Origin of the sequence: Flavobacterium sp., from assembly GCF_046153165.1 — a bacterium.
Lineage (GTDB): Bacteria > Bacteroidota > Bacteroidia > Flavobacteriales > Flavobacteriaceae > Flavobacterium.
The window spans coordinates 1-19,671 of the sequence record NZ_JBJXEN010000010.1; the positions used below are offsets into that span (position 1 = coordinate 1).

Sequence of the window (19,671 nt, forward strand, 5' to 3'; positions counted from 1 at the left end):
CGGAATGGTTGGAGAAGTAATGCTTCAAGTTTTAGCCGAAAGAAATTTTCCTGTAACCGAATTAATTCCTGTTGCTTCAGAACGATCTATAGGAAAAGAAATAGAATTTAAAGGAACAAAATATAAAGTAGTAGGAATGCAAACCGCTGTAGATATGAAAGCAGATATTGCTTTATTTTCTGCTGGTGGAGAAACTTCTTTAGAATGGGCACCAAAATTTGCAGCAGCTGGTACAACTGTAATAGATAATTCATCGGCTTGGAGAATGGATCCAACTAAAAAACTGGTTGTTCCTGAAATAAATGCTTCCATATTAACAAAAGAAGATAAAATTATTCCAAACGCTAACTGTTCGACTATTCAATTGGTGATGGTTTTAGCACCATTGCATAAAAAATACAATATTAAACGTGTCATTGTTTCAACTTATCAGTCTATCACAGGAACTGGTGTAAAAGCAGTACAACAACTAGAAAATGAATACGCTGGAATTTCTGGAGAAATGGCGTATAAATATCCTATTCACAGAAATGCTATTCCGCAATGTGATAGTTTTGAAGAAAACGGTTATACCAAAGAAGAAATGAAACTGGTTCGTGAAACTCAAAAAATCCTTGATGATAAAACTATTGCTGTTACTGCTACTGCTGTTCGTGTGCCTATCGTTGGTGGACACAGCGAAGCCGTAAATGTGGAGTTTTCTAATGATTTTGATGTAAATGAAGTTCGTCAGCTTTTACACAACACTCCAGGAGTTGTAGTGCAAGATAACAATGATACTTACACCTATCCAATGCCTATGTATGCGCAAGGAAAAGATGATGTTTTTGTGGGAAGAATTCGTCGTGACGAAAGCCAACCCAACTCACTAAATATGTGGATTGTAGCTGATAATCTTCGTAAAGGTGCTGCTACAAATACTGTACAAATCGCCGAGTATTTGGTTAAGAACAGTTTGGTGTAAATAGAATCCAAATTTTTATATTTTAAAATCCGTTTAAACTTAGCAAATCATAAATTTTGTTAAATTTAAACGGATTTTCTTTTTTGCTTTATTACATTTGTCTTGCATGAAAAAGAAATTTGTCATCATAAACTCATTATTAGCGATTGTAGTATTGTTTTCGATACTATTTCAATCGGTGCATAGTTATGAGCATTTGGTAAAGCAAATTTCCGAAAAACATTGCCATCACAAACCAACTTCTGGTCAACAAATTACCCACCAACACCATAATTTTGATCACTGTTTTGTTTGTAATTTTACTCTAGGTGGATTTATTAACTCCAATATTTCTCATTTTCAATTTATAAAAAAATCAATTTCTACTGGATATTCTTTTTTATATTCTAGAGAAATAACCAACTTTTTTAAAGGAAGTCTTTTTGCACTTCGAGCTCCCCCCAGTTTTATCGTTTAATTTATTATTACTGAAATATTATTTCAGTAGTACAATCAACTTATTTTAAACAATAAAATATCATTTTAATATGAAATCATTTTTAGTTGCCCTATTCTTTGGGTTTACAATGTTTTGCAATGCACAAAACAAAATTACAGGTACTATAACCAATTCCGAAAATAAAAATCTAGAAACTGTTTTGGTCTCTATTCCTGAATTAAATAAAGAAACAACCTCCGATACCAATGGAAATTATTCTTTTTTAGATTTACCAAAAGGTAATTTTAAAATATCTTTTTCTCTTGTTGGTTATGATGAAAAATTAGTTTCCGTTTCTATAAATCAAAAAGAAATTAATTTAAATATTCAACTAGAATCCTCATCAAATCACTTAGAAGAAGTTAAAATATCTTCCAATGCTTTTAACAAAATTCAATCGCAAAATGTGATGAAAATTGAACACAAAAGCATCAAAGAATTGCAACAAAAAGGAGCCGCAACGTTAATGGAAGGATTGTCTTCAATTCCTGGAGTTGCGCAAGTATCTACAGGAACATCTATAGGAAAACCTGTTATTCGTGGGTTAAGTGGCAATCGGGTTTTGGTTTACACACAAGGTGTTCGATTAGAAAATCAGCAATTTGGTGAAGAACATGGTTTGGGACTTAGCGATAGCGGAATAGAAAGTGTCGAAGTTATAAAAGGACCTGCTTCATTACTTTATGGCTCGGATGCGTTGGGTGGTGTTTTGTACTTTAACCCTGAAAAATTTGCCAAACCAAATTCTTATTCGGCAGATTTTAGTCAAAAATTCTTTTCAAACACACAGGGAAGTAATACTTCATTTGGACTGAAATCATCTTCCGAAAATTGGAAATTTTTAATTCGTGGTGGTTATAATAACCATGGAGATTACAAAATGCCAAGTGATAGTTTGGTTACCAATACACGTTTTGAAGAAGCTGATGTAAAAACAGCTGTTGGTTTTAGCAATTCTAAATTCTCTAGTGTTTTACGATATAATCTAAATAATTTAAATTTAGGAATTCCTGAACAAATAGGTTTACAAACTAGAAAGAGGGATCCAGACTATCCTAGACAAGGTGTTGTTAATCATATTTTAAGTTTGCATAATAATTTTTATTTCAAAAACTCGAAATTTGATGCTGATTTCGGCTATATCTCCAATAGCCGTAAGGAATTTGCAGACAGTACAATTCCTGTTTTAGATATGAATTTGAACACTTTAAACTATGATTTAAAATATTATTTGCCAAAGATTGGAAAATTAGAAACTATTGTTGGTGTACAAGGAATGAGCCAAACTAATAGAAATTCTGGTTCAGAATTATTAATCCCTGATGCCAATACAAATGATATTGGTGCTTTGGCAACAACAAATTACGAATGGAATTCGAATGTCATACAAGCTGGATTTCGTTATGACACAAGAAAAATTAATACCGAAACTCATGGAGTTCTAGGCGATGAAGGTTATTTTGAATCCATCAACAAAAAATTTAATAGTTTTAATGCCTCTTTGGGTTACAAAACAAAACTAACAGACAATTTATCTTTTAGATTAAATGTTGCCTCAGGATTTAGATCTCCAAATTTGGCAGAATTGACCTCAAACGGTGTTCATGAAGGAAGTAATCGATACGAGATTGGAAATTCTAACCTAAAAAATGAACAGAATATTCAAACTGATTTAAATCTAGAATATGGAAACTCACATTTTGAATTTTTCGCAAATGGTTTTTACAATCACATTAACAACTATATATTTATTTCTCCAAACGGAAATATAATCGATGGAAACGATGTGTACGATTATGTGCAAGCCAATGCAAAATTGTATGGAGGAGAATTTGGTATTCATTTTCATCCGCATCCTTTAGATTGGTTGCATATTACTAGTAGTTTTGAAACTGTAACTGGTCAGAAAAAAAATGGAGAATATTTGCCTCTTATTCCTGCAAACAAATGGAATAATAATATTCGTACAGAATTTAATATCAATAATTGGATTAAAAAAGGATTTGCGGCAGTAAATATTGAAAGTATTTTCAAACAAAATAACAATAGTACTTTTGAAACAAAAAGCAATGGCTATACTCTAGTAAATCTAGGTTTAGGTGGAAATGTAAACATTAACAAAGCAAATTTTGATGTATCTGTTAATGCAAATAATATGCTTAACAAAAGCTATATTTCACATCTTTCTAGACTAAAAACTGATGGTATTCCTAATATTGGAAGAAATATTGTTTTAAGTGTTAGTTTCTTACTATAAATCAAATAATATCTTTATAAAAAATAAGTTATGACCATTAAACAAGATTGATGGTTATAACTTATTTAAAATTTAATTTTACAATCTTATTTTTCCCAGCAGCAATTGCGGTTTTATTATCTATAAATCTAATAGTATATAAATCTTTATCGGCAGATAATTGCTTCCATTTTTCGCCTCCATCACTTGAATAATAAATTCCTGTTGCACCAACAGTCACTATCGATTTTCCGTCACTATTAGGCAAATATTGAAGACATGATGCATAACCAAAACCTTCATTCTCGGCAATTAGCTTCCATGTTTTACCTCCATCGTTTGTAATAGCTTTATTCTGAAAGTTTTGTTCTAATTTTTCGTAGTTTCCGCCAGCAATAAAACCAATATTTTCATTATAAAAATCGGCAGTAAAAGATCCCGTCATCGTTTGACCTTGAACGATTGGAGTTTCAGATATTTCCCAAGTATTTCCTTTGTCTGCTGAATAAAAAACTCTAGATTTTTTACCTCCAGAAACCATCCATACATTATTCTTTTTTATTATTAAATTTGTATTACTTGCGGCAAAAAAAGCTTCACCATCTGCAAATTTTGGCAGTTTATCACAAGGGATTTTTTTCCAAGTCTTACCACCATCATTAGTTTTTATCATTGATGGACAATCTTCAGTTGGATCACCTATTGCAATGCCTTCATTGTCATTAAAAAACTGCATTGAGTCATAAAATACTTTGTCATTATTTTCTTGGTAAACTAATTCCGATTTGTCTCCTTCTTTTGAAATTCGATATAATAATGCTGGATTTCCTACCGATAAAATAAATATATCTTTTGAAGTTTGTGCTATACTTCTAAATTCGATTTTATAATTCTCTTTATTAATATTTGCTTGAAATTTTTCAGAAGAATTGAGAGAAATAAAACCATAATTGCCATTATTAGCTGCATACCAAAGTTTATTATTATCGACAAGGATTGCTCTACAACTTATTTTTTCATTCAATAATGTATCAATTGAAACTTGTGTAAATTGTGAATTATATATTGTATTTTTATTTACACTACACGAACATAAAACACTAATAATCAGTAAACTAAAAAATATATTTTTCATACTACAATTTAAAGATTCTAAATTACTATTTTTTGTATAAAACGTGGCATAATTTTAATAAAAATTACATTCAAATCGGATTAAATATTTTAATTTTGTCCTCTTTTTCAAATATAAAATAATGAGTGCTTCATCACATCACGATCTTCATAGTAAATTATCCCTTGGGGGAATCTTAGTAACATTAGGAATTATTTATGGAGATATTGGGACTTCTCCTTTATATGTAATGAAATCGATTATTGGTTTACACACAATAAATACAGAAGTTGTTCTAGGTGGAATTTCTGCTATTTTTTGGACACTTACATTACAAACAACATTAAAATATGTGTTAATAACGCTTTCGGCAGATAATCATGGTGAAGGTGGAATTTTTGCATTATACGCATTAGTAAAACGTACTAAAGTAAAATGGCTAATAATTCCTGCTATTATTGGAGGAAGTGCCTTATTAGCTGATGGTATTATTACTCCTCCTATTTCGGTTGCATCAGCTGTTGAAGGTGTTCGTACATATTATCCAGACATAAATACAATCCCAATTGTAATTGCCATTTTAGTTGTACTTTTTACGATACAACAATTTGGTACTAAATTAGTTGGTAAATTTTTTGCTCCAATGATGATGGTTTGGTTTGGTATGTTAGCAATTTTAGGGATATTACAAATTACTCAAAATACTAGTGTATTGTGTGCTGTAAATCCGTTTTATGCTTACCAATTATTAAGTGTTCACCCTGATGGATTTTATGTTCTGGGATTTGTTTTTTTATGTACAACTGGAGCTGAAGCATTGTATTCTGACATGGGGCATTGTGGACGAAAAAATATTCGTATTAGTTGGATTTTTGTTAAAATAGCTTTGCTTTTAAATTATTTTGGACAAGGTGCATATTTGATTAAGCACCAAGGGCAAACATTACACAGCATAAATGCTAATAATGGAAATCCTTTTTATTTAATTATGGCAGACTGGTTTCAACCATTCGGAATTATAATTGCTACAATGGCTGCTGTCATTGCTTCTCAAGCACTTATTAGTGGTTCATTTACATTAATAAATGAAGCTATGAGATTGAGTTTTTGGCCAAAAGTTAAAATTAAATACCCAACAGATTTAAAAGGACAAATATATATTCCTTCAATTAACTGGTTACTTCTTTTGGGTTGTATAGGTATTGTATTGCATTTTGAAGAATCTGGTAAAATGGAAGCTGCATACGGACTTGCTATAGTTTTATGTATGATTATGACAACCATATTACTTACTTATTTCATGATACTTAAACGTGTTTCTTGGTTTATAATTGCGCCATTAATTTTATTATATTTAGTTATAGAGTTTAGTTTCTTAATTGCTAATCTAGATAAATTCCCTCATGGTGGTTATGTAACTTTAATTATTGCTTCAATATTAATTTTTATAATGTCAATTTGGTTTACTGCTAAAAAAATTAGCAAAACCTACACAAAAATTGTAAAAATAGACCATTACAAAAAAGTTCTTGCAGAATTAAGTGTCGATTTATCTATACCTAAATATGCAACTCATTTGGTTTATATGACAAATGCCAATCGTGTAGATGAAATTGAGGAAAAAGTAATGTATTCAATTTTACAAAAACGCCCAAAAAGAGCCGATTTGTATTGGTTTGTACACGTAAATATTACAAATGAACCATATAGAAAAGAATATAAAGTTACAGAGATTATAAAAGATGATTTATTTAGAATCGATTTTAATCTTGGTTTTAGAGAGCCTACAAAAATAAACCTCATGTTTAAAGAAGTTCTTAAAGATATGGTTAAAAAAGGTGAAGTAGATATTACAAGCCGCTACGAATCATTAAGTAAGAACAATATTATTGGTGATTTTAAGTTTGTATTGTCAGAAAAATTCTTATCGAATGACAGTTTTATGCATTGGCATGAAAAACTAGTTATGAACACTTACTTTTTTATTAAAAAATTAAGTTTATCTGAAGAACAAGCATTTGGTCTCGATAGTAGCTCTGTAAAAGTAGAGAAATTTCCAATGGTACTTCATGCTCCAGAAAAAATAGAGTTGTGTCGAGTTGAATAATAATATTATTTTTTTATGATTTCATATAATCCAAAAGAGTGGTTCACCTTTATATTTAGATTTCATAAAGCGGATACATTTAGAACATTACTTCCACTAATTATTGGTATATCAATCTATAGTGCAATTATTGTTTATTTTATACAAGACTATTTTCATTTAGATGATAATCATCATCTAAAAAACATAACTATCATGCATAGCATGCTTGGTTTTGTCATTTCTTTATTATTAGTTTTTAGAACAAATACAGCGTATGATCGTTGGTGGGAAGGCAGAAAACAATGGGGCGCGTTAGTTAATAATAGCCGAAACTTAGCATTAAAACTTTCTGTGATTTTAGTTGAAAAAGAAGATAAATTATTTTTTAAAAAAATTATCCCTTATTATTCACAAGTCTTAAACTTACATCTTAAAAACCAGAATATTAGTCAAGAACTTTTTGAGGAATTTAATATGAAAATTGAGACTAAGCACAAACCAAATCAGGTTATAAAATTAATGTTTAAAAAAATAAACGAGTTGTTTATCGATAACAAAATAACTGGAGAACAATTACTTTTTATTAATCAAGAGCTAATATCATTTACCGATATTTGTGGTGCTTGTGAGCGAATCAAAAATACACCAATTCCTTTTTCTTATAGTGTTTTCTTGAAAAAATTTATATTTTTTTATGTAATGACATTGCCTTTTGGTTATGTCTTTAATTTAGGTTTTTATACTATACCTGTTGTCATCTTTATATTTTATGTTCTGGCAAGCTTAGAGCTTATTGCAGAAGAAATTGAAGAGCCTTTTGGAAATGATGAAAATGACTTACCAACTGCACGAATTGCAGAAAATATTAAAAAAAATATTGACGAAATTTTATAAAATATTATAGAAAAAAATATTTTACAACATACTCTGTTCTTAAATATAAAAGGAGAAATCTAATATTAGATTTCTCCTTCTTTTTATCTACAACTTTCCGTTCTTTATCTCATCGACAATTTCGGGATTTAATAAAGTGGTGATATCTCCAAAATTACTAAAATCTCCTTCAGCAATTTTTCTCAAAATTCGTCTCATAATTTTTCCAGAGCGTGTTTTAGGTAAACCAGAAACAAACTGAATTTTATCTAATTTAGCAATTGGTCCGATATGATCTGAAACATGTTGATTTATTTCTTTAGCCAAATTATTCTTGTCACGGGTTTCTCCACTTTCTTTTAGAATTACAAAACCGTACAAAGCATTACCTTTTATATCATGAGGAAATCCAACAATGGCAGATTCTGCAACAGCGGGATGCTCATTTATGGCATCTTCTATGGGAGCTGTTCCTAAATTATGACCAGAAACAATTACGACATCATCTACTCGACCTGTAATTCTATAGTAACCTACTTCGTCACGCAAAGCACCATCTCCAGTAAAATATTTACCTGGAAAAGCAGAAAAATACGTTTCTTTATAACGTTGATGATCTCCCCAAATTGTTCTTGCAATTCCTGGCCATGGAAACTTGATGCACAAACTTCCTGTCACTTGATTTCCTTCAATTTCGTTACGCTTTTCATTCATTAATACTGGTTGAATTCCAGGCAATGGTAATGAGGCATACGTTGGTTTTGTTGGTGTTACAAAAGCTATTGGTGAAATCATGATACCTCCAGTTTCTGTTTGCCACCACGTATCTACAACGGGACAACGCTTACCTCCTACGTGGTCATTGTACCAGTGCCAAGCTTCCTCATTGATAGGTTCTCCAACAGAGCCAATTACTTTCAAGGATTGTAATGGGAATTTTTGAACGTATGATAAATTCTCTTTTGCCAAAGCTCGAATGGCTGTTGGAGCGGTATAAAATTGCGTCACTTTGTGTTTTTCAATCACTTCCCAAAAACGAGAGAAATCTGGGTAAGATGGAACTCCTTCAAAAATTACAGTCGTAGCTCCATTTAAAAGCGGACCGTAAAGAATATAAGAATGTCCTGTTATCCAACCAATATCGGCTGTACACCAAAAAACATCATTTTCTTCATAATTAAAAACATTTTTGAAAGTATAAGCAGAATATACCATATAACCAGCCGTAGTATGTACCATTCCTTTTGGTTTCCCTGTTGATCCTGAAGTATATAAAATAAATAAAGGATCTTCAGCATCCATGATTTCAGCTACATTATTGTCTGATGCTTGGTCTAAAAGAGGTTGTAACCATTGGTCTCGGCCTTCCTTCATATTAATTTGAGTATTCGTTCTTTTGGCTACCAATACTTTTTCAACACAAGGACATTTTTCTAAAGCTTCATCTATAATTCCTTTTAAATCGATAGTTTTTTCGCCACGGAAACCACCATCAGAAGTGATGACCATTTTACATTCAGAATCATTAATTCTTGACGCTACTGCTGAAGAAGAAAACCCAGCAAACACTACTGAATGGATGGCGCCAATTCTAGCACAAGCCAATGTTGCAATGGCTAATTCGGGAATCATTGGTAAATAAATACAAACTCTATCTCCTTTTTCGATGCCTTGTTCTCTCAATACATTTGCCATTTTAGAAACACGTACATATAATTCGTTGTACGAGATGTGTTGTGCTTCTTCATTTGGATTATTTGGTTCAAAAATAATAGCTGTTTTTTCACCTCGACGTACTAAATGCCTATCGATACAATTTTTTACAATGTTAACTTTTGCTCCTTTAAACCATTCTATTTTGGCTTCGGCCATATCAAATTCTACTACTTTTTCGCATTCTTGATACCAAGTAAAATTCTCGGAAGCAATTTTTCCCCAAAATTTTCTCGGTTCTCTAATTGATTTGTTATAATGTTTAAAGTATTGTTCTAAATTGTCAATTTTGTAATAACTCATAACTATTCTTATTATTTATTAATTCTTATTTTTATTATAAACACCTATTTCATATTTTTTTAAAACATCGATAATTTCTTCAACAATTACTTCATCATCGATGGTTGACGGAATTTGGAAATTTTCACCATCTGCTATACTTCGAATTAATTTTCGAAGAATTTTTCCTGAACGAGTTTTAGGCAATCTTTGTACTATGACAACATTTCGTAAGGAAGCAACGGCGCCTATTTGTTGTCTTACCAGTTTTACAATCTCTTGTTCTAATTGAAAATGCTCGATAGATTCACCTGATTTATTAACTACTAATGCTAATGGAACTTGTCCTTTTAAGTCATCATTAATTCCTATTACTGCACATTCAGCAACCGAATGATGAGAAGATACTATTTCTTCCATCTCGGCAGTAGATAAACGATGTCCTGCTACATTAATAACATCATCAACTCTACCTGTAATAAATATATAATCCTCATCGTCTTTAAAACCTCCATCACCAGAAAAATAATAACCAGGAAATTTATTCAAATAACCCATTTTAAAACGCTCGGTATCACCCCATAAATCAAGCATTGTTCCAGGAGGCAATGGCAATTTTATAACAACATATCCTTCTTGATTTGGACCCAATTCTTGCCCATTTTCTCCAAATATTCGAATATCATAACCTGCAACTGCTTTTCCAGCCGAACCTGGTTTTACAGGTAAAACTTCTACTCCCATCATATTAGCAATCATAGGCCAGCCTGATTCGGTTTGCCACCAATGGTCTATTGCCGGAACAGGAATATGTTCGTTGTACCATTCTAAAGTAGCTACATCACAACGCTCTCCTGCTAAAAACTGAGTACGAAGACATGATAAATCATATTGTTTGATAAAGGCACCATTTGGATCTTCTTTTTTGATAGCTCTAATTGCTGTTGGAGCTGTAAACATTACTTTTACTTTATGTTCTGCAATGATTCGCCAAAAAGTAGATGCATCTGGTGTTTTAATTGGTTTTCCTTCGAAAATAATGGTAGCATTTCTGTTGATTAATGGACCATAAATAATAAAACTATGACCTACAACCCAGCCTACATCGGATGCAGCCCAAAAAACCTCATCTGGTTTCGCCCCATAAATATATTGCATTGAAAATTTAAGTGCTGTAGCATATCCGCCTGTATCTCTTACTATACCTTTAGGTTTTCCAGTTGTTCCAGAAGTGTATAAAACATATAATGGATGAGTTGCATTTACGGGAACACATGGTATCTCTTCAGAACCATAAACCAGTGCATCATAATCTACATCATATTTTTTGAAAGGAACTCTAGCGCCTAATTTTCTATTGAAAACGATAACTTTTTTTGGTTTATGTGACGACAATTCAATAGCTTCATCAACTAGTGGTTTATAGGCTATTAATCTATCTACTTCTATTCCTGATGAAGCAGTAATAATACCTCTTGGTTTACAATCATCTATTCTAATAGCTAATTCGTGTGGTGCAAAACCACCAAAAACTACCGAATGTGTCACTCCAATTCTAGCACAAGCCAACATAGCAAATGCCGCCTGAGGAATCATTGGCATATATATTACCGCTGTATCTCCTTTTTTGAATCCTAGTGAAATCATTCCTCCTGCCAATTTTGCTACTTCAGTTTTTACATCATTAAAGGTATATTTCTTTATAGTTTGTGTTACTGGCGAATCATAAATTAGGGCAATATTATCTCCATATCCATCTTGAATATGTTTATCTAAAGTTAGATAGCAAATATTTAATTCTCCATCTTTAAACCAAAGAGGATAATCATTTTCATCTTTTAATAAAATTCTTGATGGTTTACTATACCATTCGATTTGATTCGCTTGATCTTCCCAAAAAGCTGAAGGAAAATCGATACTCTTTTTATATAATTCTGAATAATTCATTGTTATTGTGATGTTTATATTTATTGAATCAGTTTTCTAAAAGCTCACTTACTTGATCTACAATTTTCTTTATAGAAAAAGGTTTTGTCATATAAGCATCGGCACCAAGAGATAATCCTTTTTCTATATCACTTTCTTTATTTTTTGCCGAAAGAAAAATGACTTTGGTATGTTTCAGATTATCCTCTTTTTTTATTTGTTCTAAGGTAGCATAACCATCAACCATGGGCATCATAATATCCAAAATAATAACATCTGGATAATTTGTTTTTAGAATATCTAATGCTTCTTGTCCGTCGCGGGCAATAAATACTTGATAATTATTTTTTTTGAATGTATATTCAAGAGCCATTACAATATTTGGTTCGTCATCTACGATTAAAATCTTCTTCATTGGGTGTTTATTTCAATATTCTTATTTTTAGGTAATGTAAAAGCGATGGAAGCTCCTTTTAGACTAGTTTGCGCCCAAATTTTTCCTTTGTGATGTTCAATAATCTGTTTGCAAATAGCTAATCCTAGTCCGCTGCCTACTGGTTTTTTTATATTTTGATTGGTTGATTGGTAAAATTTATCGAAAATTACTTCAAAATCATTTGTATTTATTCCTTTGCCGTTATCTTGTACTACTGTTTGAATAAAATCTTCTTTCTCAGAAACTTGAATGGTAATTAATCCTTCTTTTTCAGGACAAAATTTTATAGCATTAGAAACCAAATTCGTAATTACCTGAAAAATTCTATCTTCATCATAATAAGCATTAATTTTATGCTTACTTTCTATATGAATCGTAATATTCTTATTCTTAATTAACTGTTGTAAAGGATCAATCGCTTTTTCGATAGTATTTACCAAATTATTTTTTGATGGATTAATAGTTTGTTTTCCTGTTTCAAATTTCTCTAAATCAAGAATTTTATCAATTAATCTGTTTAATCTATCTGATTCTGAAATAATATTTTGAAGAAATTGCTTTCTCAAATCTTCAGGGATTTCATCATCGTCATGCAAAATTTCACTTGCTGCTCTTATTGCTGTTATTGGAGTTCGCAATTCATGCGTTACAGTATCTAGAAATTCGTCTTTTTGCTGGTCTTTTTTAATTAAAGAACTATTTGCTGTTTGTAATTTGGCTGAAATTTCTTTTAATTCTTTAGAAGTTTCGGTTAGTTTTTTATTGATAATAATATTCTCTTTCGATTCTTCCAGGATTTTTAAAACTTCTGGCAAACTAATTTTTTCTTCTTTTACCACACTAGAAATCAATATTCTGGCAGATGCCGTTCCGATATGACCTGTGAGTAAATTCTCGGAAAATTTAATTAATCGAGCATCAGCCAATTCTTGATTTTTATCTACATTATATTTGACATTGAAGATATTCATGGCTCGTTTGGTTCGTTCTTCTCCCAGAAAACGAATTAGTACTTTTTCAATATCATTTCGGTAGGCAGTTCCTTTCCAAATAAACGCATTTTCATGATTGGTAATATATTTATTGATATCAACAAACATTTCGGCATAATTGCGTTCCCGATAATTTCCTTTGAAACTTACTGAAACTGCAAAATAAGTGAACGAATTAAACAATAAACTCCAAAATAAGGCATGTGGAACAGGTTGCAAATAATCTAACCCAAATAATTGAAAAGGTTTTAATAATTCGATTCCCATAAATCCTTTAGAAATAAAAGATATTTCTACGTTACTTATTCCAATAGCATAAGGAATTAACAATGTATAAATACAGATTAAAAACCCAACAATAATGCTATAAATGGCACCCAATCTTGAACCTCTTCTCCAGAATAAAGCTCCAAAAAAAGCAGGTGATAATTGGGCTATAATAACAAAAGCTACTAAACCTATAGAAACCAAACTATAATCTAATGCAAAAAAACGATAGATAAAATAAGCTAGAATAATAAGTATAAAAATTCCGAATTTTCGACTGTTTACGATTTTACGGCTACTAATAGTTTGCTCATCACTTTTTAATTTTCCTAATAAGTTATAAGGAATTAAAACGTTGTTAGTTAGCATCGTAGAAAGACCAATAGAAGAAACGACAATCATGGATATTGCTGCTGAAAATCCGCCAAGAAAAACAATAACAGTCATTGCTTTATTGTTGAAAAGCTGTGGAATTAACAAGGAATAAGTATCCGAATTTACCTCTTTTCCGTCAAATAAAATATTACCTCCCCAGGCGATTGGATATACAAAAAGATTGAAGATTAGTAAGTACAATGGAAATAACCAAACCGCTGTATTGATATGATTTTCTCGATTATTTTCGATAACAGAAACCTGAAATTGCCTAGGTAATAAGAAAATCGCAAACATAGATAATATACATAACAAAAACCAGTTGATGGCTTGTGGTAAACCACCAATTGCATTTTTTTCTTTAAAATTTTCTAATAAAGAAGCTTTTTGATAAATATCATCAAAACCATCAAAAACGAAATAAGTAACATAAATTCCAATAATGACGAAGAAAACAAGTTTCAAAACGCTTTCCATGGCAACAGCAGTCACTATTCCTTTTCTTTTTTCGGAAGCATCTACGTAACGAGTTCCATAATATGAAGCAAATAATGCTAATGCTACTGCGACATAAGTTGTTGTATCGTCTAAAATAAACGAATTGGTAGCCGTTTTAGTAACTACGTGAAAAGTTTCAGAAATCGATTTGAGCTGTAAGGCAATGTAAGGCAAAATTCCTGTAAGACAAATAACAGTAACAATAGCTCCTAAAAATCGACTGTTTCCGTAGCGAAGAGAAATAAAATCGGCAATACTTGAAATTTTATTTACTCTTGAGATTCGTATAATTTTTTTTAGAATTAAAATCCAAGAAGGTGCAATAATTATGGGACCCAAATAAATGGGTAAATAACCTAATCCGCTTTTAGCAGCCACACCTACACTCCCGTAATAAGTCCAAGCCGTGCAATAAACCGCCAATGACAATGTATATACATAAGGATTGTTTGTCCATTTGCTATTCCCTTTTTTCTCTGCCCAATGTGCAATGAAAAAAAGAACTGCTAAATAGACAGACAATATCATTAGAAGTATTATACTACTCATTGTATCGTTTTACAATTAATAAGGAAACTAAAATGGAAAGCAGCCAAATAGAAAAAAAGTAAATATAAATGGCAGGAAATCCCAATACATTTGTAGAAGAATCAAATAGCAAAACTATAGGAAGATTAAGCCCTATGAGTAAAACTATAGATACAATTACTAATTTTTGTTGGTGTCTTTTTTTCATATTTAATTAAAAAACCTAAAGCCCTTGAAAATTCAAGAGCTTTAGATTTAATACAATTATTAATTAATCTTCATATTCGTTTGTTAATGAGTACCATCCAAAAATAGTCAAACCTGTAACAATTAAAGGTAATAAAATAAAAAATATAATTATTCCAAAAACCAAGTCATCTTGTTTTCCTGAGGTCAACTTTCCTCCAAATATTCCGATACTATAGTAAGCAATCACGATAGATAAAGCAATCCAAACTATTCCTAAATATTTTTTTATTGTGTTCATAATTTTTATGTTTTAGTCGTGAAGTGTATTAATTTTTTTATCAATGTAAATCATTCCAATTATGAAACAAACTGCTGCAATTCCTATTGGATACCATAATCCTTCTAAATAAAATTCTGGGTTTCCAGCATCTTTAGCCGAAGTTACGAAATAAGTAGATATCGCAGGAAGTAATCCTCCAAAAATACCGTTTCCAACGTGATATGGTAATGACATTGATGTATATCTAATTTTTACAGGGAACATTTCGACAAGGAAAGCTGCAATTGGACCATAGACCATCGTTACAAAAATTACTTGAATAAAGACTAGAAAAATAAGCATCCATCGATCACTGCTATTAATAGTTTTAGTCACTTTAGTATCTACTTTGTCTTTTCCTTTATCATCTACTAATACTTTTCCGTTTTCTATGTGAATGGTTTTTATCTCTTCTACGGTAGTTCCATCTACATATGCTTTTGTAGTAGTATAAATAGAATCTAATTTAGTAGCATCAATTTCTTTGATAGATGGAACCACTTTAGTTTGTTCTACAATTTCAGTTTTTAAAGCTAAATCTGTAGTTTGATACATGGCTTTGTATATTGGTCTGTATAGCAAAATTGCTAATAACATTCCTCCCATCATAATGTATTTTCTACCTATTTTATCACTCAACCAACCAAACACGATAAAGAATGGTGTTCCAAAAATTAAAGCTATTCCTAATGACATATCTACTTGAGATGAATCGACACCCATTACGGTTTTCATAAAGTTCATCGCATAAAATTGCCCTGTATACCACACAACTCCTTGTCCCATTGTGGCACCAAACAATGCAAGCAAAACAAATTTTAAATTGTATTTGTTTCCAAAACTTTCTTTTAGAGGATTTGTAGATGTTTTTCCTTCTGATTTTGCTTTTGCAAATACAGGAGATTCATCCATATTTTTACGAATCATATACGATACAAATACCATGATGATTGAAACCCAAAACGGTACTCTCCATCCCCATTCGTCAAAAGCTTCTTTAGATAAAACGCTTTTTGTTATAAGAATTACCATCAATGAAATAAACAAACCAACTGTTGCTGTAGTTTGAATCCATGAAGTCCAATAACCTTTTTGACCAGCTGGTGCATGTTCTGCTACATAAGTTGCAGCTCCACCATATTCGCCACCAAGCGCTAAACCTTGTAACAAACGCAATACTAAAACTAATAATGGAGCAAAAAAACCAATGCTTTCATAACTCGGAATACAACCTATTAGGAAAGTGGCTCCACCCATTAATAATAATGTAACCATAAATGTATATTTTCTTCCTATCAAATCGCCTAAACGACCGAAGAATAATGCTCCAAAAGGGCGAACTACAAAACCTGCTGCAAATGTTGCTAATGTAGATAAGAAGGCAGCTGTAGGATTATCTGAAGGGAAAAATTTAGTAGAAATTACCACTGCTAAACTTCCAAAGATGTAGAAGTCATACCATTCTATCATTGTTCCCATTGAGGAGGCTGAAATTACTTTCCAGATTCCTTTTGTTGATTTTTCTTTCATATAGTATACTTTTTAAATTTATTTTTATTAAAATGAATAAGCGCAAGAAACCATTACTCTAACATTAGATACATCTCTAGAGTTTAAATCGGCTGATCCGTTTCCATTAGCATTTAAATCACCCCAAGTCGCTGCTGTATATTCAACTTCTGGAGTTACTCTGAATTTATTTTGTTTAAAATCTACTCTTCCTGCAACTCTCATTACCTGATCAACAACTCTAGTTCCAGAAACACCTCTCATATAATATTTTACTGTTTCACCTGGATTTAAAGAACGACCTGTTCCATCATTAGTTGTCATACCAAAAAACAAACCTGGAGCAATTTTTTTACCATTACTCGCTACATCTAGCCAAAAAGCAGTTGCTTTTGATGCTTCGTATTTTTCAACTTCATTTACTGCAGTATAACCAGCAAAACCTCCTAACATGACTTGATTTTGCATGTTCAAACCTGAAATTCCGTAAGCTTTAACAGAAAATTTATCATTAGAATACTTAACATATCCCACAACAGACGAACTATTTACTTTTTCAGTCGTTAAAACTTTTGTCCCTGATGGAGCTAAAGTAAAATCGGTTAAGGGTTGGATAGATTTAAATTCCGCTCCCATACCTGCAATCCAGTTTTTATTTTTATATTGAAATTGTCCGTGTAAAGTAGGCATCACAGAATTAATTGTACCTGAGTTCTGGGTTCCAATTGTTGCTGTTGTTGCAGCAAACTCTCTCTCTTTATATACTGTTAAAGCAAAAGATAATTCTTTAGTGAAGTTTTGTTTTAATTTTATTTGAGTTGCCCAACCAAATGGGTTGAACATAATTCCTGTGTTAAAATTTGCTACACCTGGAAAAACCTCTGGAATAAATGTTGGATACCAAGTTTGCCCGACTGTCAATGAAGTTTTTGACCAATCCATGTTAACATAAGCATGTCTTAATCTAAAAAGCCCAATTGAAGAACCTTCTACATTTCCGAAGAAATCGCCTTCTAATGTCCCGCTCATTTTTGCACCCCATACATTTGGTCCTTTTACTTTAGTTCCAAGTCTTGAGATTACTGATAAATAGTTTGATGAAGGAACATCATTAAAATCATCGCCAGAAACTGGAGAATCTAATGGATAAAGATTTAATTCACCCTCTCTTACTTGTGCAGATTTTCTAGTATCATAAAAGAAGTCAGTTCTAATAAAACCATAAAGGCTAACATCCCATTCTTTTTCTACAGGTACAGGAGTAGGAACAATAGGAATTGTTTCTGTGGCTGGTGTTTGTGAAAATCCTTTTATGGAAGCCATTCCTAATAAAAGAATTAAATAATGTTTTTTCATAATAGATACAATTTGGTTATTAGTTGGTTGGTTTTAACACTGCCAAATTGTAACTTTTTATCAAGAAAAAAAATAATGATATATATATATGTAAACTAATATAGCTAATCTTTAAAACGTTCCCATTTTATAAGCATAAATTTATCCCCAAGTTCGGTTATAACCATACCTGCTCCAGATAATAAATTTTTATTTTTAACATATTCTACAAGCTCTAAATGATTAAATATCTTATAAGTAGGATGGTAATCGCCATGAGATGGCTTCTTTATTTTATATTCTTTTACCCAATTACTTACTGTAACATGAGAAACCCCAATAATACGTTCAATTTCTCGATAACTAAGCCCTTCTAGGTAGAGCTGCATAGCTTTGATAACATAATAATTATCTATCTTTTTACCTAGTTTATTGACTGTAAAATAATAATTACATTTTTTACATAAATACCTTTGTTTATTATTGATCACACCACTTTTTACAATAGTATTATTTTGACATTTTGGGCAAGCTAAAATCTCCATATATATAAATTTTGCATAAATATATTAAATTAGCAATTATAATAAAACATTTTTATTGTTTTTGTTCATTAAAAATTATGTAGTAGTCAATTTTACTAGTAAAAAATTACATTTATAATAATTTTATTAAAATTTAGCTTTCTAAATCATTTACAGGTTATTAAGATGCTTTTTTGTTAAAAGTTAATAATTTTTAATAACTGATTTATATATATCCTTATTATTTCGTTTAATTTGTAGTATAACAATATCGCTTTATATGGAATTTGATCCAGAAAATCTTGAACAATCAGCTATTTATAAATTACTTACAGGAGCTGTCATTCCACGGCCTATTGGTTGGATATCTAGTGTAAGTGAGGATGGAATAAACAACCTTGCTCCTTTTTCTTTTTTTAATGCGATTGGAGACGATCCTCCTCATGTCATGTTTTCAACAGTCAGAGGAAATAATACGAATAAGGATACCTTAAATAACGTATTATCTACTAAGCAGTTTGTAGTTAATATGGTTACAGAAGAGTTAGTTGAACAAATGAATATGACCTCACAATCAATTCCATCTGATGAAAGTGAATTTGAACTAGCTGGTCTTACTCCTATTGCTTCCGTAAAAGTAAAACCAATGCGTGTTAAAGAAAGTCCTATTACTTTCGAATGTGAATTAGTTCACCACTACTCATTAGAAAATCACAAATTTGGCGGAGCTACGATGATTGTTGGTAAAATAATAATGATGCACATTGATGAAAGTGTCTTACTAGATAATTACAAAATAAATATGAATACTTACAAACCTGTAGCTCGTTTAGCAGGTTCAAATTATAGCAAAATAGGGGAAATATTTTCAATAAAAAGAAGTTAGCATTTAAAAAAAACATAAAAGAAGGAACACCAATTAGAGAAATCTGACAAATTTCAAAAATTATTCTAATTCTTTAATCGGTGATAAAAAAAACATAAACAATAAAAAACCGTGTGAATCTGCGTCTTCGCTTTTGCG

15 protein-coding genes are annotated in these 19,671 nt (G+C 31.2%); 6 read left to right on the plus strand and 9 right to left on the minus strand.

The annotated features are described in order from the left end of the window. The 3 genes from ACKVOV_RS01290 to ACKVOV_RS01300 all read left to right on the plus strand — a co-directional run. On the plus strand, positions 1-964 hold a 964-nt coding region (locus ACKVOV_RS01290; RefSeq protein ID WP_409204969.1), incomplete at its 5' end, for an aspartate-semialdehyde dehydrogenase. 106 nt (positions 965-1,070) lie between these two features. Beyond that, a complete protein-coding gene (locus ACKVOV_RS01295) occupies positions 1,071-1,421 on the plus strand; it encodes a hypothetical protein (RefSeq protein WP_409204970.1) in 351 nt (116 codons plus the stop codon). Between the two features lie 70 nt (positions 1,422-1,491). Further along, on the plus strand, positions 1,492-3,699 hold the full coding sequence (locus ACKVOV_RS01300) for a TonB-dependent receptor (RefSeq protein WP_409204971.1): 2,208 nt from the start codon (positions 1,492-1,494) through the stop codon (positions 3,697-3,699). A gap of 61 nt (positions 3,700-3,760) precedes the next feature. Here ACKVOV_RS01300 and ACKVOV_RS01305 read toward each other — a convergent pair whose 3' ends face one another. After that, positions 3,761-4,813: a WD40/YVTN/BNR-like repeat-containing protein gene (locus ACKVOV_RS01305; RefSeq protein WP_409204972.1), complete on the minus strand. Its 1,053-nt coding sequence runs from the start codon at positions 4,811-4,813 to the stop codon at positions 3,761-3,763. 121 nt (positions 4,814-4,934) lie between these two features. Here ACKVOV_RS01305 and ACKVOV_RS01310 point away from each other — a divergent pair, with 121 nt between their 5' ends. Together ACKVOV_RS01310 and ACKVOV_RS01315 are read left to right on the plus strand one after the other, a co-directional pair. Then, positions 4,935-6,899 (plus strand): KUP/HAK/KT family potassium transporter, encoded by a 1,965-nt coding sequence (locus ACKVOV_RS01310; RefSeq protein WP_409204973.1) that lies wholly within the window; start codon positions 4,935-4,937, stop codon positions 6,897-6,899. A 15-nt stretch (positions 6,900-6,914) separates the two neighbouring features. Further along, positions 6,915-7,775 (plus strand): bestrophin family protein, encoded by an 861-nt coding sequence (locus tag ACKVOV_RS01315; protein WP_409204974.1) that lies wholly within the window; start codon positions 6,915-6,917, stop codon positions 7,773-7,775. A gap of 87 nt (positions 7,776-7,862) precedes the next feature. On the opposite strand, the gene acs is transcribed toward ACKVOV_RS01315, so the two are convergent. From acs to ACKVOV_RS01355, 8 genes are all read right to left on the minus strand, one after another. Next, a complete protein-coding gene (gene acs / locus ACKVOV_RS01320) occupies positions 7,863-9,770 on the minus strand; it encodes an acetate--CoA ligase (RefSeq protein WP_409204975.1) in 1,908 nt (635 codons plus the stop codon). 18 nt (positions 9,771-9,788) lie between these two features. Beyond that, positions 9,789-11,696 carry an AMP-binding protein gene (locus ACKVOV_RS01325; RefSeq protein WP_409204976.1) on the minus strand — a complete coding sequence of 636 codons (1,908 nt, stop codon included), beginning with the start codon at positions 11,694-11,696 and terminating at the stop codon, positions 9,789-9,791. A 28-nt stretch (positions 11,697-11,724) separates the two neighbouring features. Then, positions 11,725-12,090, minus strand: coding sequence for a response regulator transcription factor (locus ACKVOV_RS01330; protein WP_409204977.1), 366 nt, complete (start codon positions 12,088-12,090; stop codon positions 11,725-11,727). Then, the gene (locus ACKVOV_RS01335) at positions 12,087-14,792 is read right to left on the minus strand and encodes an ATP-binding protein (RefSeq protein WP_409204978.1); all 2,706 of its coding nucleotides are present in this window, start codon (positions 14,790-14,792) and stop codon (positions 12,087-12,089) included. The genes ACKVOV_RS01330 and ACKVOV_RS01335 overlap by 4 nt, the downstream gene beginning before the upstream one ends. Before the next feature lie 250 nt (positions 14,793-15,042). Further along, positions 15,043-15,258 (minus strand): DUF6814 family protein, encoded by a 216-nt coding sequence (locus ACKVOV_RS01340; RefSeq protein ID WP_348074472.1) that lies wholly within the window; start codon positions 15,256-15,258, stop codon positions 15,043-15,045. A gap of 12 nt (positions 15,259-15,270) precedes the next feature. Beyond that, positions 15,271-16,809 carry an MFS transporter gene (locus ACKVOV_RS01345; protein ID WP_409204979.1) on the minus strand — a complete coding sequence of 513 codons (1,539 nt, stop codon included), beginning with the start codon at positions 16,807-16,809 and terminating at the stop codon, positions 15,271-15,273. A gap of 27 nt (positions 16,810-16,836) precedes the next feature. Further along, on the minus strand, positions 16,837-18,144 hold the full coding sequence (locus tag ACKVOV_RS01350; RefSeq protein ID WP_409204980.1) for a DcaP family trimeric outer membrane transporter: 1,308 nt from the start codon (positions 18,142-18,144) through the stop codon (positions 16,837-16,839). 104 nt (positions 18,145-18,248) lie between these two features. Continuing rightward, complete coding sequence (locus tag ACKVOV_RS01355; protein ID WP_409204981.1) at positions 18,249-18,668, minus strand: helix-turn-helix domain-containing protein; 420 nt, start codon at positions 18,666-18,668, stop codon at positions 18,249-18,251. A gap of 259 nt (positions 18,669-18,927) precedes the next feature. Between ACKVOV_RS01355 and ACKVOV_RS01360 the strand changes: the two genes are divergently transcribed. Next, entirely contained in the window at positions 18,928-19,533 is a 606-nt protein-coding gene (locus tag ACKVOV_RS01360) for a flavin reductase family protein (protein WP_409204982.1), read from the plus strand. Positions 19,534-19,671 lie beyond the last annotated feature (138 nt).